Annotated in this window: 13 protein-coding genes and 1 pseudogene; 1 reads left to right on the forward strand and 13 read right to left on the reverse strand. The window is 56.5% G+C overall.

Annotated elements, in window-relative coordinates:
* Positions 1 to 3: 3 nt before the first annotated feature.
* The 13 genes and pseudogenes from nuoM to lrhA all read right to left on the reverse strand — a co-directional run bounded on the left by nuoM (position 4) and on the right by lrhA (position 15,275).
* Positions 4 to 1,524 carry an NADH-quinone oxidoreductase subunit M gene (gene nuoM, locus KOL70_RS08655; protein WP_031280038.1) on the reverse strand — a complete coding sequence of 507 codons (1,521 nt, stop codon included), beginning with the start codon at positions 1,522 to 1,524 and terminating at the stop codon, positions 4 to 6.
* A 208-nt stretch (positions 1,525 to 1,732) separates the two neighbouring features.
* A complete protein-coding gene (gene nuoL / locus KOL70_RS08660; RefSeq protein ID WP_058775806.1) occupies positions 1,733 to 3,568 on the reverse strand; it encodes an NADH-quinone oxidoreductase subunit L in 1,836 nt (611 codons plus the stop codon).
* A complete protein-coding gene (nuoK, locus tag KOL70_RS08665) occupies positions 3,565 to 3,867 on the reverse strand; it encodes an NADH-quinone oxidoreductase subunit NuoK (protein ID WP_013509877.1) in 303 nt (100 codons plus the stop codon). Before nuoK ends, nuoL begins: the two co-directional genes overlap by 4 nt.
* A complete protein-coding gene (gene nuoJ / locus KOL70_RS08670; protein WP_021509221.1) occupies positions 3,864 to 4,415 on the reverse strand; it encodes an NADH-quinone oxidoreductase subunit J in 552 nt (183 codons plus the stop codon). The genes nuoK and nuoJ overlap by 4 nt, the downstream gene beginning before the upstream one ends.
* A gap of 10 nt (positions 4,416 to 4,425) precedes the next feature.
* Positions 4,426 to 4,968 carry an NADH-quinone oxidoreductase subunit NuoI gene (gene nuoI, locus KOL70_RS08675; protein ID WP_021509220.1) on the reverse strand — a complete coding sequence of 181 codons (543 nt, stop codon included), beginning with the start codon at positions 4,966 to 4,968 and terminating at the stop codon, positions 4,426 to 4,428.
* Between the two features lie 11 nt (positions 4,969 to 4,979).
* Complete coding sequence (gene nuoH, locus KOL70_RS08680; protein WP_021509219.1) at positions 4,980 to 5,957, reverse strand: NADH-quinone oxidoreductase subunit NuoH; 978 nt, start codon at positions 5,955 to 5,957, stop codon at positions 4,980 to 4,982.
* Entirely contained in the window at positions 5,954 to 8,677 is a 2,724-nt protein-coding gene (nuoG, locus tag KOL70_RS08685) for an NADH-quinone oxidoreductase subunit NuoG (RefSeq protein ID WP_215480514.1), read from the reverse strand. Before nuoG ends, nuoH begins: the two co-directional genes overlap by 4 nt.
* 100 nt (positions 8,678 to 8,777) lie before the next feature.
* Positions 8,778 to 10,118 carry an NADH-quinone oxidoreductase subunit NuoF gene (gene nuoF, locus KOL70_RS08690; RefSeq protein WP_031280037.1) on the reverse strand — a complete coding sequence of 447 codons (1,341 nt, stop codon included), beginning with the start codon at positions 10,116 to 10,118 and terminating at the stop codon, positions 8,778 to 8,780.
* Positions 10,119 to 10,120: 2 nt separating this feature from the next.
* A pseudogene (nuoE, locus tag KOL70_RS08695) lies at positions 10,121 to 10,664 on the reverse strand (NADH-quinone oxidoreductase subunit NuoE).
* Positions 10,639 to 12,438, reverse strand: a complete 1,800-nt coding sequence (gene nuoC / locus KOL70_RS08700; protein ID WP_031280036.1) for an NADH-quinone oxidoreductase subunit C/D — start codon at positions 12,436 to 12,438, stop codon at positions 10,639 to 10,641. Before nuoC ends, nuoE begins: the two are co-directional and overlap by 26 nt.
* A 116-nt stretch (positions 12,439 to 12,554) precedes the next feature.
* Entirely contained in the window at positions 12,555 to 13,232 is a 678-nt protein-coding gene (locus KOL70_RS08705; RefSeq protein ID WP_021509214.1) for an NADH-quinone oxidoreductase subunit B family protein, read from the reverse strand.
* 15 nt (positions 13,233 to 13,247) lie between these two features.
* Positions 13,248 to 13,691, reverse strand: coding sequence for an NADH-quinone oxidoreductase subunit A (locus KOL70_RS08710; protein WP_021509213.1), 444 nt, complete (start codon positions 13,689 to 13,691; stop codon positions 13,248 to 13,250).
* A 660-nt stretch (positions 13,692 to 14,351) separates the two neighbouring features.
* Positions 14,352 to 15,275 carry a transcriptional regulator LrhA gene (gene lrhA, locus KOL70_RS08715; RefSeq protein WP_021509211.1) on the reverse strand — a complete coding sequence of 308 codons (924 nt, stop codon included), beginning with the start codon at positions 15,273 to 15,275 and terminating at the stop codon, positions 14,352 to 14,354.
* Positions 15,276 to 16,240: 965 nt separating this feature from the next.
* Between lrhA and KOL70_RS08720 the strand changes: the two genes are divergently transcribed.
* Complete coding sequence (locus KOL70_RS08720) at positions 16,241 to 17,458, forward strand: pyridoxal phosphate-dependent aminotransferase (RefSeq protein WP_215480515.1); 1,218 nt, start codon at positions 16,241 to 16,243, stop codon at positions 17,456 to 17,458.
* The last annotated feature ends 47 nt before the right edge of the window (positions 17,459 to 17,505 follow it).

The raw sequence follows: 17,505 nt of genomic DNA on the forward strand, positions 1-17,505 counted from the left end.
GAATTACGGCCTTGTAGTTGAAATTGAAGCGGTAAACCACTGCTGAATATTGCTCATCGCAGCATGGGACGTGTCGAGGATTGGCTGCGGATAAACGCCCAGCAGCACCAGCAGCACGACCAGTACACCGATGGTCAGGAATTCGCGCGGCGACATTCCAGCCAGCGGCTCTTTTGATTTGGCTTCGCCGTAGTAAGCGCGCTGCATCATGATCAGCGAGTACACCGAGGCAAATACCAGGCCGAAGGTGGCAATCACGATAATCAACGGCACCACCTGATAGCTGCCGGTCAGAATCATGAACTCACCCACAAAGTTACCGGTGCCCGGCATACCGAGGTTAGCCACGGCAAAGAACAGCGACAGGCCCGGAATCCACTTGATGCGCGACCACAGGCCGCCCATCTGGCGCATGTCACGGGTATGCAGACGTTCATACAGCTGACCGCACAGGATGAACAGCGCCGCGGCCGACAGGCCGTGCGCAATCATCTGCACCACCGCGCCCTGGAACGCCAGCTGGCTGCCGGTGTAGATGGCAATCAGCACGAAGCCCATGTGCGAAATCGAGGTGTAGGCGATCAGGCGTTTGATATCGGTCTGCGAGAACGCCATCCAGGCGCCGTAGAAGATACCGATGATGCCGAGCCACATGGCGATCGGTGCGAACTCCGCCGACGCATTCGGGAACAGCGGCAGGCTAAAACGCAGCAGGCCGTAAGCCGCAGTTTTCAGCAGGATACCGGCAAGGTCAACCGAACCAGCGGTCGGTGCCTGGCTGTGGGCATCCGGCAGCCAGCCGTGCAGCGGCACCACCGGCATTTTCACCGCAAAGGCGATGAAGAAGCCGAGCATCAGCAGATACTCAACGGTGTGTGACATTGGCGTTTTCAGCAGCTCTTCATAGCTGAACGTCCAGACGCCAGTGGCGTTGTAGTGCACAAACACCAGCGCCAGAATGGCAATCAGCATCACCAGACCTGACGCCTGGGTATAGATGAAGAATTTGGTTGCCGCGCTGATACGGGTTTTCCCGTCAGACGCTTTGTGACCCCAGAGCGCGATGAGGAAGTACATCGGCACCAGCATCATTTCCCAGAAAAAGAAGAACAGGAACATGTCGATGGCGAGGAACACGCCGATCACGCCGCCGAGAATCCACATCAGGTTGAGGTGGAAGAAGCCCTGATACTTTTCGATTTCATTCCACGAGCAGAGAACCGCCATCAGACCCAGCAGGCCGGTCAGCACCACCATCAGCAGCGACAGGCCATCCAGCGCCAGATGGAAATTAATGCCAAAGCGTGGGATCCACGACACCAGGAAAGTCGACTGCCACTGCGGCAGGCCCGCAGCCTGCGTCAGCGAATAGCCGCCCTGCAGCCACAGCTGCAGGCCCAGCGCCAGCGTCAGCCCCATGGTGATCAGGGCAATCCAGCGCGGCACCTTCGCGCCAAGGCGCTCAGCCAGCCAGCAAAGCAAGCCCCCAACAAAGGGTATAATTATTAGCCAAGGTAATAACACGGCGTACATTCCCTATTTTCGTCTTCGTTCAGGCTATCGGACGCGCCTGTTTCGCCTCGCCCGCGCGGGCAACGTTCACGTATTACTACGCGCCGGTTGCTGCGCTGACGAACACCAAACTGACTGCGTTGATCTCACCCGTGCATCAGACAATTTTGAACATTCTTACGTGGGGCGCTAAACCATCGCGCGCCCCGCTCATCAATCGTTAAATCACCAGCATCAGCGCCAGCACCACCACGGCACCGACGCTCATCGACGCGATATACCAGCGCAGATAGCCGTTCTCACTCACCACCAGACCTTTATTACCGATGCGCGACAGCAGCGCCGGCAGGTTCATCAGTGAATTGAGCGGATCGCGCTGCAGCAGCCAGGCAATGCCAAGGTACGGTTTAACAAATACCTTGTCGTACAGCCAGTCGAAGCCCCAGGCCGCAAACCACCAGGTGCCGAAGAAACGGCCCGGCGCGCTGTTGGCGATGCGGGTGACCAGCTGACGTTTGCCCAGCCACAGCGCGGCGGCAATCAGGATTCCGATAATCGCCACGGCACCCGAGGTGATTTCCAGCGCCACTTTGCCGGTTTCACCAAACTCGTTCTGTGGCAGCACGCCCGCCAGCGGAGGCGTAATCAGCGCGCCAACGAAGGTCGAGAGTACCAGCAGCACAATCAGCGGCAGATGATGCGTAATGCCTTTACCGGCATGCGCATGAATTTTCTCTTCGCCGTGGAACACGATGAAGATCATGCGGAAGGTGTAGATTGAGGTAAGGAATGCACCCACCAGACCGGCGACCATCAGATTGATGTGACCGTTAGCCAGCGCACCGAACAGAATCTCGTCCTTACTGTAGAAGCCGGCGGTAATCAGCGGCAGCGCGGCCAGCGCGGCACCGCCCACCAGGAAGCAGACATACACCAGCGGGATGCTCTTACGCAGACCGCCCATTTTGAAAATGTTCTGCTCGTGATGACAGGCCAGAATCACGGAACCGGAAGAGAGGAACAGCAGCGCCTTGAAGAACGCATGGGTCATCAGGTGGAAAATCGCGGCGTCCCACGCCTGTACGCCCAGCGCCAGGAACATGTAGCCGATCTGACTCATGGTGGAGTAAGCCAGCACGCGTTTGATGTCGGTCTGCACCAGCGCGGCGAAGCCCGCCAGCACCAGCGTAATCGCACCAACGATACCCACCAGATGCAGCACTTCCGGCGTCAGCAGGAACAGACCGTGGGTGCGGGCAATCAGATAGACGCCTGCGGTTACCATGGTGGCAGCGTGGATCAGCGCGGAGACCGGCGTCGGACCGGCCATCGCATCGGCCAGCCACGTCTGCAGCGGCAGCTGAGCCGATTTACCCACGGCACCGCCCAGCAGCATCAGCGTCGCCCACTGCAGCATGTGGTTGTCCGCCGCGAAGTGCGCCGGGGCCAGCTCCATCAGCTCGCGGAAGTTCAGCGTACCCAGCTCGTTGTAGAGAATGAACAACGCAAAGGCGAGGAACACGTCACCGACACGGGTGATGATGAAGGCTTTCATCGCCGCTTTGCCGTTTTCCGGATTGCTGTAGTAGAAGCCAATCAGCAGGTAGGAACACAGCCCTACCCCTTCCCAGCCAAGGTACATCAGCATCAGGTTATCGGCCAGCACCAGCACCACCATGCTCGCGATGAACAGGTTGGTGTAGGCGAAGAAGCGTGAATAGCCCTCTTCACCGCGCATGTACCAGGAAGCGAACATGTGGATGAAAAAGCCGACGCCGGTAACCACCGACAGCATGGTCAGCGACAGACCGTCCAGCACCAGGTTCACTTTGATGTCAAAGTTACCCACGTGCATCCAGGTCCACAGCGCCTGGGTAAATGGCTGCTGGCCGTGACTGAAGAAGTCCACACCCACAAATACGGTGGTCAGCGCCGCAAGGCCCACTGAACCCATCCCCACCGCAGCCGACAGGTTCTCCGACCAGCGACCACGGGAAAACGCTAATAGCAGGAAGCCAATCAGCGGAAATAATACGGTTAAATAGAGAAGATTCATCCGCGCATCTCGCTCACTGTGTCAATGTTCAGCGTCTGACGACGACGATAGAGCTGGAGCAGCAGCGCCAGACCAATACTGGCTTCCGCCGCCGCGAGGCTGATTGCCAGGATGTACATCACCTGGCCGTCGGCTTGTCCCCAGTAGCTGCCTGCCACCACCAGCGCCAGCGCCGCGGCGTTGATCATGATCTCCAGACCGATCAGCATAAACAGCAGGTTGCGGCGCAGTACCAGCGAGGTCAGGCCGAGAACAAACAGCACAGCAGCCAGAATCAGGCCGTGTTGTAACGGGATCATGCGTGCTCCTCCTTATTGGCCGCCGCGTCTGACACGCGGTTGCTCAGCACTTCGCCCTGACGATCTTCACGTCCGATATGGAACGCCACCACCAGACCGGCCAGCAGCAGCATTGACGCCAGCTCAACCGCCAGAACATACGGGCCAAACAGACTGATGCCCACCGCTTTGGCATCGATGACGGTGCCATCAATACCCTGGTCGGTTGCGGTCAGGATGGCGTAGATCATCACCACCAGCAGCAGCAGCGAGACAATGCCCGGACCGATCCACAGCGACGGCTTCAGCCATTCGCGCTCCTGATCCTGCTGGGTTTTACCCAGGTTGAGCATCATCACCACGAACACAAACAGCACCATGATGGCACCGGCATAGACGATGATCTCCAGCGCACCGGCAAAATAGGCACCCATGGAGAAGAACACGCCGGCAATCGACAGCAGCGAAACAATCAGGTACAGCAGCGCATGTACCGGATTGGTGTGGGTGATGACGCGCAATGTCGTCAGCACCGCCACCAGTCCGCAAAGATAAAACGCAAATTCCATACCTGGCTCCTTAAGGTAATAAGCCTTTAACGTCGATCGGTTTGGCTTCGTTTTCCGCGTCGCCTTTGTCTTTACCGTCGATCGCCATACCTGCCATGCGGTAGAAGTTGTACTCCGGATATTTACCCGGGCCGGAAATCAGCAGGTCTTCCTTCTCATACACCAGATCCTGACGCTTGAACTCACCGAGTTCGAAGTCCGGCGTCAGCTGAATCGCGGTGGTCGGGCACGCTTCTTCACATAAACCACAGAAGATGCAGCGCGAGAAGTTGATGCGGAAAAATTCCGGATACCAGCGGCCATCCTGCATCTCCGCTTTCTGCAGCGAAATACAGCCGACCGGGCAGGCAACGGCGCACAGGTTACAGGCCACGCAGCGCTCTTCGCCGTCCGGATCGCGCGTCAGCACGATACGGCCACGGTAGCGCGGCGGCAGATAAACCGGCTCTTCCGGATACATCTGGGTTTCGCGCTTGGCGAAGGCATGCATGCCAATCATCCAGATACTGCGCACTGTCGTGCCGAAGCCAACGACAATATCTTTTAAAGTCATCTCAAAACCCCTTACTGCGCGTTGTACAGAATCACTGCGGCAGTGGCCAGCAGGTTCAATAACGTCAACGGCAGACATACTTTCCAGCCGAACGACAGCACCTGGTCATAGCGTGGACGCGGCAGCGCAGCACGAATCAGGATAAACATCACCATAAAGAACGCCGTTTTCAGGGCGAACCAGATGAACGGCGGCAGGAACGGACCGTGCCAGCCACCGAAGAACAGGGTGACGATCAGCGCCGATACGGTAGTAATGGCCACGTACTCACCGACAAAGAACAGGCCGAACTTCATCCCGGCATATTCGATGTGGTAACCGTCGGCCAGTTCCTGCTCCGCTTCCGGCTGGTCAAACGGATGACGGTGGCATACCGCGACACCGGCAATACAGAAGGTCACGAAGCCAAAGAACTGCGGGATGATGTTCCACAGGTGCGTCTGGCTCTCAACGATGGCGTTCAGGTTAAAGGAACCCGCCTGCGCCACCACGCCCATCAGTGACAGGCCGAGGAACACTTCGTAGCTCAGGGTCTGCGCGGAGGCACGCATTGCACCGAGCAGCGAGTATTTGTTGTTACTCGACCAGCCCGCGAACAGTACGGCGTATACCGCCAGACCCGCCATCATCAGGAAGAACAGCAGACCGATGTTCAGATCGGTGACCATCCAGCTCGGCGAAACCGGCACAATCGCAAACGCCAGCAGCAGCGAAACGAAGGCGATGACCGGTGCCAGGGTAAAGATGAAGCGATCGGTAAACGGCGGAACCCAGTCCTCTTTAAAGAACATTTTGATCATGTCCGCTGCCAGCTGCAGCGAGCCGCCCCAGCCTACGCGGTTCGGTCCATAACGGTTCTGCCACAGGCCGAGCAGACGACGCTCGGCAAAGCTCATGAAGGCACCACAGGCCACCACCACCAACAGGATCACAATGGCTTTCACCACCTGCAGGATGATGTCAATAACGTCCGGTGTCAGCCAGCTCATTGCGCTGCCTCCTGCAGTTTGTCAATTTGCGCACCCGCGAGGAACGGCGGTACACCCGGCATGCCGAGCGGCAGACCCACCTGCCCCGCCTGCAGTGCCGCAGAGAAGCGCACCGGCAGACGCAGCGTTTCACCGGCGCAAACCAGCTCCACGGACGCACCGTTATTAACGCCCAGCTTCTCAGCATCTGCCGGGTTGATCACCAGCGTGGCCGCTGCCATGCGTTTCTGGAAGGTTGGCGAACGCTGAGTCATCTCTTCACTACCAAACAGCTGATAGTAAGGTGCCACGCGATACTGACTGCCGCCCACGAAGCGTGCCGGAACCTGGCTGAACCAGTCCAGTGCACTTTCGCTGGCTTCAAACAGACGCACGCCCGGATCGCCATGACGCAGTTTACCGCCCACTTCCGCCTGGAACTTGTTCCACGCCTGCGGTGAGTTCCAGCCTGGTGCCCAGGCAAAAGGAATCTGCGAACGCGGTGCCGACGGCTGGTTGTTACCTTCCATGGAGAAGGCAAACATAGTGTCTTTATCCTGCGGCTGACGCGGTTCGTGCACGCTGATGTTGGCGCGCGCGGCGGTACGGCCACTGGCACGATGCGGTGAACGCGCCAGTTTCTGACCACGGATGCGGAAGCTGGCGTCCGGCGCCGCGTCCTTAATCCCTTTCAGCTGCGGCAGCGCCACAATCGCGGCATCAATCACGTGATCGAGCTGCGTCCAGTCAATCTGGCGGCTCTCTACAGCGCTGTGCAGCGAATGCAGCCAGCGCCAGCTCTCCAGCATCACCACGCTATCGTCGTAATAGGCCGGATCGTAAACCTGGAAGAAGCGCTGGGCGCGACCTTCATGGTTGATGGAGGTGCCGTCGCTCTCGGCAAAGCTGGCGGTGGAGAGCACCAGACCGGCTTTCTCCAGCGTGGCGGTACGTTGATGGTCAACCACAATCACGTGCGCGGTGTTGTGCAGTGCCGCATCGACGGTGGCTTTCGGCGCGTGACGGTAGAGATCGTTCTCCAGCACCACCAGCGCTTCCGCTTCGCCTTTATCCAGCTGCTCCAGCGCGCTGTCCAGCGACTTGCCGCCCATCAGGCCAAGACCAAAGCTGTTGGCCGCGCCGGCGAGGAAGGTGATACCGACGTCGGCACCGCGCGCTTTCAGCGCTTTAGCCACGTTGGCTGCCGCTTCAATCATTGCCGTGCTGCCCGAGTGGGTGCCGGAAATGATCAGCGGTTTTTTCGCGCCGGCCAGCGCCTGAACCACCACGTCCAGCTTGCCGTTCAGGCTGCTGTCAAAATCGCTAACCGCCGGTGCGCTGTCATCCAGCGCGTGCGCGATGGCGAAGCCCAGGCGGGCCTGATCTTCCACCGGTGCGCGATAGCTCCACGCGGCGATATCATCGAGACGGGTTTCATCAACGTTAGTGACAAACAGCGGATGTTTGGCGTGCTGACCAATGTTGAGGATGGCGGCGATCTGCCAGTCAGCGACTTTCTGAGCGGCGGCCATTTCGCGTGCTTTGCCTTTAACGGCCTGACGCACCGACAGCGCCACGCGGGCACCGACCTGAGTCAGATCTTCACCCAGCACCAGTACGGCGTCATAGCTTTCAATTTCACGCAGCGATGGCGTGTAGATGCCGCCCTGCTGCAGTACTTTCAGCATCAGCTCAACCCGCGCCTGCTCAGCTGCCGGCATACCGGTTGAGAAGTTTTCTGCGCCCACCAGTTCGCGCAGCGCGAAGTTGCTTTCGATACTGGCGCGTGGCGAACCGATACCGATCACCTTCTTCGCCTGACGCAGGATATCCGCGGCGGCATTAACCGCCTGTTCTGCGTTCAGCGTGATACGGTCAGTGCCGCGCAGCTGTTCCGGATGACGCGGACGATCTTTACGGTTCACGTAGCCATAGCCGAAACGGCCACGGTCGCACAGGAAGTAGTGGTTCACCGATCCGTTGTAGCGGTTTTCGATACGACGCAGCTCGCCATAGCGCTCGCCCGGGCTGGTGTTACAACCCACGCTGCACTGCTGGCAGATGCTCGGCGCAAACTGCATATCCCACTTACGGTTATAGCGTTCAGAGTGGGTTTTATCGGTGAACACGCCGGTCGGGCAGATTTCTACCAGGTTACCGGAGAATTCGCTCTCCAGCGTGCCATCTTCCGGACGGCCAAAGTAGACGTTGTCATGCGCGCCGTACACGCCAAGATCTTTGCCATCGGCGTAATCTTTGTAGTAGCGCACGCAGCGGTAACAGGCGATACAGCGGTTCATCTCATGCGAGATAAACGGCCCGAGATCCTGATTCTGATGGGTACGCTTGGTAAAACGGTAGCGACGGAAGCTGTGTCCCGTCATTACCGTCATATCCTGCAGGTGACAGTTACCGCCCTCTTCGCACACCGGACAGTCGTGCGGGTGGTTGGTCATCAGCCACTCCACCACGCTTTCACGAAACTCTTTCGCTTCGCCATCGTCGATGGAGATAAAGGTGCCGTCAGACGCAGGCGTCATGCAGGACATGACGAGGCGACCACGGGTATCTTCGGCATTCTGGAATTGCTTCACCGCGCACTGGCGGCAGGCTCCCACGCTTCCCAGCGCCGGATGCCAGCAAAAATAAGGAATATCAAGGCCCAGAGACAGACACGCCTGCAGCAGGTTGTCCGCTCCGTTCACATCATATTCTTTACCGTCTACATGGATTGTAGCCATAGTGAACATGCTTCCGTAAGGCTCGTCCGCAGACGAGCGTTAAACATCTAATTCCTGCCCCGCAGCCTCAGGCCCGGGCGATTCCGTGTACGACGGCGGCTTACCAGCGCGCTTTCAGCAGGTTAGGCTGAATCCCGCCAATAGCGCGGGTATTGCCAAACACCTGCGGCGCAATGCCAGCTTCAAACTCGTCACGGAAATATTTAATCGCGCTCTGCAGTGGCTCAACGGCACCCGGTGCGTGGGCGCAGAACGTCTTGCCCGGACCGAGCTGGCGGCACAGCTGCAGCAGGGTTTCGATATCCCCCGGCTGGCCTTTTTTCTGCTCCAGCGCACGCAGGATCTTCACGCTCCACGGCAGACCATCACGGCACGGCGTACACCAGCCGCACGACTCGCGCGCAAAGAACTCTTCGAGGTTGCGTACCAGCGACACCATATTGATTTCGTGGTCGACCGCCATCGCCAGCGCGGTACCCAGACGGCTGCCGGCTTTGCCGATGCTGGCAAATTCCATCGGCAGGTCGAGGTGCTGCTCGGTCAGAAAGTCGGTACCGGCTCCGCCCGGCTGCCAGGCTTTGAACTTCAGGCCATCGCGCATTCCGCCGGCATAATCCTCGAGGATTTCACGCGCGGTGGTACCAAACGGCAGCTCCCACACGCCCGGATTTTTCACCCGACCGGAGAAGCCCATCATCTTGGTGCCGGTGTCTTCACTGCTGGAGATGTTTTTGTACCACTCCACGCCATTCAGGAAGATCGCCGGCACGTTGGACAGCGTTTCAACGTTGTTGACGCAGGTCGGTTTGCCCCAGACGCCGGCACTGGCCGGGAACGGCGGCTTGGAGCGCGGGTTAGCGCGGCGCCCTTCAAGCGAGTTGATCAGCGCGGTCTCTTCGCCGCAGATATAGCGGCCCGCACCGGTGTGAACAAACAGTTCGAAATCGAAGCCGGTACCAAGAATGTTTTTGCCGAGATAGCCCGCGGCAGTGGCTTCGGCAATCGCACGACGCAGATTTTCCGCGGCTTCGATGTATTCACCGCGCAGGAAGATGTAGCCACGGTAGGCTTTCAGCGCAAACGCACTGATCAGCATGCCTTCCACCAGCTGGTGCGGCAACTGCTCCATCAGCAGGCGGTCTTTATAAGTGCCAGGTTCCATCTCATCGGCGTTACACAGCAGGTAACGGATGTTCATGGATTCATCTTTGGGCATCAGGCTCCATTTCAGGCCGGTGCTGAAGCCCGCACCGCCGCGCCCTTTCAGGCCGGAATCCTTCACTGCAGCGACGATCTCGTCCTGGCTCATGCCCTTCAGCGCTTTATCGGCGCCAACGTAGCCGTTTTTACTGCGGTATTCATCGAACCATACCGGCTGTTTGTCGTCACGCAGACGCCAGGTCAGCGGATGGGTTTCCGCAGTACGAATGATCTGTTTAATGGTCATTGATACTGCTCCAGCAGGTTGGCGATGCCTTCCGGCGTCAGGTGAACGTGGGTATCTTCATCCACCATCATGGTCGGGCCTTTGTCACAGTTGCCGAGGCAGCAGGTTGGCAGCAGCGTAAAGCGGCCATCCGGCGTGGTTTGTCCCGGCTTAATGTTCAGGTTCTGCTCCAGCGCCGCCTGAATGCCCTGGTAACCGGTGATGTGGCACACCACGCTGTCGCAGTAGCGAATCACGTGGCGGCCAACCGGCGTACGGTAGATCTGGCTGTAAAACGTCGCCACACCTTCTACGTCGCTGGCCGGAATGCCCAGTACCTCAGCAATCGCGTTGATGGCACCGTCCGGCACCCAGCCGCGCTGCTTCTGCACGATCTTCAGCGCTTCAATCGACGCCGCGCGCGCATCTTCGTAGTGATGTTTTTCATGCTCAATAGCGTGGTGCTCGGCCTCGCTCAGCACAAAGACCTCAGTCGGGTCGATGGTTTGAATGGCAATTTTTTGATCGTGCATAATTAGCGGTCCACGTCTGACATAACAAAATCGATACTACCGAGGTACACGATCAGGTCGGATACCAGGCTGCCGCGGATCACCGAAGGGATCTGCTGCAGATGCGGGAAGCTCGGCGTACGCACGCGGGTGCGGTAGCTCATGGTGCTGCCATCGCTGGTCAGGTAGTAGCTGTTAATCCCCTTCGTCGCTTCAATCATCTGGAACGATTCGTTGGCCGGCATTACCGGGCCCCACGAAACCTGCAGGAAGTGCGTGATCAGGGTTTCAATGTGCTGCAGCGTGCGCTCTTTCGGTGGCGGCGTGGTCAGCGGATGATCGGCCTTAAACGGCCCTTCCGGCATGTTTTTCAGACACTGCTCAAGGATACGCAGCGACTGCCACATCTCTTCCATCTTCAGCTGCACGCGGGTGTAAGCGTCGCTGATGCCGGCGCCGACCGGCACCTCGAAGTCGAAGTTTTCATAGCCGGAATAGGGACGCCATTTACGCACGTCGAAATCCAGACCGGTGGCGCGCAGACCGGCACCGGTGGTGCCCCACGCCAGCGCTTCGTCCATGTTATAAGCGGCCACGCCCTGCGAACGGCCCATCAGTACGGTGTTGCGCAGCGCAGCTTTGTCGTACTCTTTCAGACGCTTCGGCATCCAGTCGAGGAACTCGCGCAGCAGACGTTCCCAGCCTTTCGGCAGATCGTGCGCCACACCGCCGATGCGGAACCACGCCGGGTGCATACGGAAACCGGTGATCGCTTCCACTACGTCATAGATTTTCTGACGGTCGGTAAAGGCAAAGAACACCGGCGTCATGGCACCGACGTCCTGAATAAAGGTGGAGATGTACAGCAGGTGGCTGTTGATACGGAACAGCTCTGACAGCATCACGCGAATCACATTCACGCGATCCGGCACGGTGATGCCCGCCAGCTTTTCCACCGCCAGTACGTACGGCATTTCGTTTACGCAACCGCCGAGGTACTCGATACGGTCGGTATATGGAATATAGCTGTGCCACGACTGACGCTCGCCCATCTTCTCCGCGCCGCGATGGTGGTAACCCACGTCCGGCACGCAGTCGACGATCTCTTCGCCATCCAGCTGCAGAATGATGCGGAAGGCACCGTGCGCTGAAGGGTGGTTCGGACCGAGGTTGAGGAACATGAAGTCCTCATTGGTGGTGCCACGCTTCATGCCCCAGTCTTCCGGCTTGAAGGTCAGTGACTCCATCTCCAGATCTTCTTTCTGCTTAGTCAGCGTGAAAGGATCGAACTCAGTGGCGCGCGCCGGGTAGTCTTTACGCAGCGGGTGCCCTTCCCAGGTCTGCGGCATCATGATGCGCGTCAGGTGCGGGTGGCCGTTGAAGGTGATACCAAACATCTCCCAGGTTTCGCGTTCGTACCAGTTGGCATTAGCGAAAATTTTGGTGATGGTGGGCACATTCAGATCGTTTTCAGACAGCGCCACCTTGAGCATGATGTCGCGGTTGCGTTCAATCGACAGCAAGTGATAGAAAACGGAAAAATCCGCGGCGGGCAGACCGGCGCGGTGAGTACGTAAACGCTCATCGAAACCGTGCAGGTCATAGAGCATGACGTACGGCTTCGGCAGCTTACGCAGGAATTCAATGATTTCCAGTAGCTGTTCACGCTTCACCCAGACGACCGGAATGCCGGTGCGGGTGGCCTGAACGGTAAAGGCATCCGGCCCAAAACGGTTACGCAGCTCGCCGATCACCGGATCATCCAGGTGATCCCGGGTTTGCCATGCAGGCTGAGCGAGATCTTGCGTGGTTAAATCTGTCATACGTTACTCACCATTCCGGCCTGTAATCAGGCACTCAAAAGAAGGCGTCAGGATGGCGGCACACACTACGTTGTCATTATCTGCTGCGGCCGTGGCTCCATCCGTGTACGGGGTGCTTAAACTTCGTCTGGGGTTCTCAGGTTGGTGACGGCAATACGCTCACCACGCTTTCTTTCACGCTCAGACTGCATATTGGCGCGATACACGCCCTGATCGCCAACCACCCACGAGAGTGGACGACGTTCTTTGCCGATGGACTCACGCAGCAGCAGCAGCGCCTGCATGTAAGCTTCCGGACGTGGCGGACAACCCGGGATATACACATCAACCGGCAGGAATTTATCCACACCCTGCACCACCGAATAGATGTCATACATGCCGCCGGAATTGGCGCAGGCCCCCATCGAAATCACCCATTTTGGTTCCAGCATCTGATCATACAAACGCTGAATCACCGGCGCCATTTTGGTAAACGGCGTACCGGCGATCACCATAAAGTCAGCCTGACGTGGCGAGGCGCGCATTACTTCCGCACCGAAACGCGCCACATCATGTACTGCGGTGAATGACGTGGTCATTTCCACGTAGCAACAGGAAAGGCCGAAGTTATACGGCCAGAGAGAGTTTTTACGACCCCAGTTCACCATGTCATGCAGGGCGTGCTCGAGCTTGCCCATATAGACGCTGCGATGAACGTGCTGCTCCAGAGGATCGGTAACAATCTCCTGTTTCTGCAGGGGATAACGGTCGTTATCGCCCCCGTTCGGGTCTACGCGTGTCAGCGTGTAGTCCATCTTATTGCCTCGCTTTTACTGCTTATGAGGGTTGGTGTGACTGTGGCTGACCGGGCTCGATTTGACGACTACGCGACGACGCGCAGGCGCCCAATCCAGCGCACCGATGCGCACCAGATAAACCAGGCCTGCCAGGAGCACCAAAATGAAAATTGCGGCTTCGACAAAGCCGACCCAGCCGCTTTCGCGAATGGAGGTCGACCATGCGTATAGATAGAGGGCTTCGACGTCGAAAATGACGAAAAACATCGCAACCAGATAGAATTTTGCCGAGAGGCGGATATGGGTATCACCGACGGATTCGATACCGGATTCAAACGGCGTGTCTTTATGGCGCGCGCGTGCACGTCCACCTAACAACCAGCCACCGGTTAACATAAAGGCACACAGGCCAAACGCGATAACAATGAAAACAATAAACGCCCAGTGATGAGCGATGACTTCTGTGGTTGTTGACATACTCTTTGCTTACTCATCAAAAGTGGCGATGGCATCCTGCACTGTCGCAGCAAACACACCACATCGATTCAAGGGAAGGATAAAAAACCTTATAAACTTTGCTGTCTTTATCAATTAAGCAGCAATTTTATGGGGTTTTTTACTCCTTTCTATAACCTTTTGTCAACTTTGACAAAAGTATCCAAACATTAATTTACACCCGCATCATATTATTAACATATGCACCCTTGAGCGCCAGCTAAATCGCTTCAGTTTGTACGGTTAATTTCAGTGTAGCGGGTATTCACATGCATGGATCGTGCGTTTAACAATCATAGTTTGACAGGTCTTGCGCGGATTTCCCCCCCCTTATCGGGGGTATTTTTTTGATCCAGAACACATATTGACGTTTTTTGCTGGAAAAACCGGCAGGCGGTCTGACGAAAGACGGAGATAAAGTTGGCACGAAATGATAAATAAATTCCGCGCAGGATGAAAACGAAACACATTTCACTTTTCAGGAAGTTAGTGAAATTATCAGGTGCTAATCGTGCTAAAAAAGCGGAAATAACCGCCATAAAAAAAGCCTTAGCTGATTTTCATCAGGCTAAGGCTCTTTTCTCTAACTTTTAACAATTATCTGGCATGCCGGTTGTGACGGATTACCAGTAACGGTCAACCTTACTCTTCATCATCCAGCAGCAGCGTACCGTCCGGATTCGCGCTCAGATTGTAAGGATCGTTAGTGGACTGCATCGCGTTGAAGATGGCCAGTGCCAGCTCATTATCGCTGTCCGGATTACGGCACAGCAGATATTGCGTATCCGGTAGCACCGGCAGGCCTTCTGCCGCCCCCATCACGCGCAACTCCGGGCTCATCATTTCAACCGGACGCGCGGTGACACCCAGCCCCGCTTTTACCGCCGCACGTACCGCCGCCAGCGTGGAAGCCACGTAGGAGATACGCCACGGGATACCCGCTTCGTTGAGATGATCGATCGCCATGTCACGGTACGGGCTTGGCTCATCCAGCAGCACCAGCGGAATGGCTTCACCGCGCTGGAAAATGTAATCTGCCGCGCAGTACCACAGCGTTGGCGAGGTGCGCAGCACCTGGTAGGTGAAGTTACCCGGACTGGAGGTGGTCACCACCAGATCCACTTCGCCCTGGTTCAGCATCTCCATCATAAACGGATTACGCTTCACGCGGACGTCGATTGCCAGTTTCGGATACACTGACGTTACGCGGTTAAGCAGAAACGGCAGAATGGTATCAGAGGTATCGTCAGACGCGCCAATCGTCAGCACGCCCTGGATATTGCTGTACATTAAAGAAGTGCAGGCTTCATCGTTGAAACGCAGGATCTTCCTGGCGTAGCCAAGCAGCTGAATGCCATGCTCAGTCAGCAATTTATTACGTCCATGTCTGGCAAACAGCTCTTTACCTACCAATTGTTCCAGACGTTGCATCTGCTGGCTTACGGCTGATTGCGTTCTGCATACTGCTGCAGCGGCGGCTGCAAAGGTATTCAGGTCAGCAACGGCGACAAAAGTACGCAGCAGATCGAGGTCGAGATTCAGTATCGGACGATTTGCATTAGTCATGTTATTTCTTCACTTATAAGATTTTTTGAAACTACTACCCTGGTGTATTACCATACTTATCAAAGAGATAAGTGGTAATGGTGCTTAATGATCGCCCTGTGTGAAGGCGCTCATGAAAAAATCGAGTCAGGCGGATGCCGACGAACACATCACCGCAAAACGGGCAATGGCGTCGTAAAAGTCAGAACAACTTCCTGGGCCAGGGACGTCAGTAGAACGTTGCTGGAAGCTGTGTAGTTGCCTGGTTTCCCGCCAAACTGTCCTGCGGGGCAAAAAGGAATAACATCTTGTTATGCTGATGCGAAGCGATAAAGTGCATCAAATAATAAATTATACTTAATCATTTTTACGCTATAAATGGAAATGTTTTTGTTCAAAACATCGTAATTTTTGACCAAAAGCCATTTCCGGCACATCCTGCCACAACGCTGCTGATTTTTTAACCCGCCTGGTTCTTAAACTGAATGATAAGCGTTAAAGTGACAGCGTAAATGCTATTTAAGCCGCTGCCACGCGGTTTTATCCCCGGCTGACGGGGCCTGGTTTCAACCGCTTCGCAAAGCAAATAACCATCGTCATCGCCTCATGCCAGATAGTGCTTAATCATTGCTGCACATTTTTTCGGCATCTAACAAGATTCCTTTAACTATTTCATCAAGTCGCTAACCATTCCTCAGACCGCAGTTAAATGAAAAATTGCTGAATGGCGCGGCGCGCGGCTGGATATCCCGGTTTACAGGCGACCCGATCAGCGCAAGCATTTAATGTTGGCTCCTGCCATTTTAATAGATAATTAAACCAGTTTTAATAGTTAAAAATGCGTTTCGCGCCACTGAATCCGGCAAAGCCTGGCTATCGCGCCAAAACCCAGCGCTGCCCTTCTTTTGTTACGGTGAGAGGAGTAAATTGAGCAGGTTTGATTTTAGTGGCAGGTTAAAAGGACTCTGCCCATTAAGGCGGTAACGATGAATTTTCAAATTGATAAATCCGGCAAGCTGGAAAATGTCTGTTACGACATTCGTGGCCCGGTACTGAAAGAAGCTAAACGTCTCGAAGAAGAAGGCAACAAAGTTCTCAAACTCAACATCGGCAACCCTGCCCCGTTTGGTTTTGAAGCCCCTGATGAAATCCTGGTAGACGTGATTCGTAACCTGCCGGGCGCGCAAGGCTATTGCGACTCGAAAGGCCTCTATTCAGCACGTAAAGCCATCATGCAGCACTACCAGGCGCGCGACATGCGCGACGTTACGGTAGAAGATATCTATATTGGCAACGGTGTGTCTGAACTGATCGTGCAGGCAATGCAGGCGCTGCTGAACACCGGCGATGAGATGCTGGTGCCCGCGCCAGATTATCCGCTGTGGACGGCGGCGGTTTCGCTGTCGAGCGGCAAAGCGGTGCACTATCTGTGCGACGAATCCGCGGGCTGGTTCCCGGATCTGGATGATATCCGCAGCAAAATCACGCCGCGTACCCGCGGGATCGTGATCATCAACCCCAACAACCCGACCGGTGCGGTGTACAGCAAAGAGCTGCTGCTGGAGATTGTGGAGATCGCCCGCCAGCATAACCTGATCATCTTCGCCGACGAGATCTACGACAAGATTCTGTATGACGAAGCCCAGCATCATTCGATTGCCGCGCTGGCACCGGATCTGCTGACCGTGACCTTCAACGGGCTGTCCAAAACCTACCGCGTGGCCGGTTTCCGCCAGGGCTGGATGGTACTGAACGGACCGAAGAAGCACGCCAAAGGCTATATCGAAGGTCTGGAGATGCTGGCCTCGATGCGTCTGTGCGCTAACGTGCCGGCACAGCATGCCATTCAGACTGCGCTGGGCGGCTATCAGAGCATCAGCGAGTTTATCGCGCCGGGTGGACGGCTGTTCGAGCAGCGCCAGCGCGCCTGGGAACTGATTAACGATATTCCCGGCGTCAGCTGCGTGAAGCCGCAGGGCGCGCTCTATATGTTCCCGCGCATCGATGCGAAGAAATTCAACATCATGGACGACCAGAAAATGGTGCTGGATTTCCTGCTGCAGGAAAAAGTGCTGCTGGTGCAGGGCACTGCCTTTAACTGGCCGTGGCCGGATCACGTGCGCATCGTTACCCTGCCGCGCGTGGACGACCTCGAGATGGCGATCAACAAGTTTGGTCGCTTCCTGCAAGGCTATCGCCAGTAATCTGTGACGCGTATACTGTTTGACTTTCGGGGAGCCGCACAAGCTCC

The organism is Pantoea sp. B270, assembly GCF_018726825.1.
GTDB classification, from domain to species: domain Bacteria; phylum Pseudomonadota; class Gammaproteobacteria; order Enterobacterales; family Enterobacteriaceae; genus Pantoea; species Pantoea dispersa.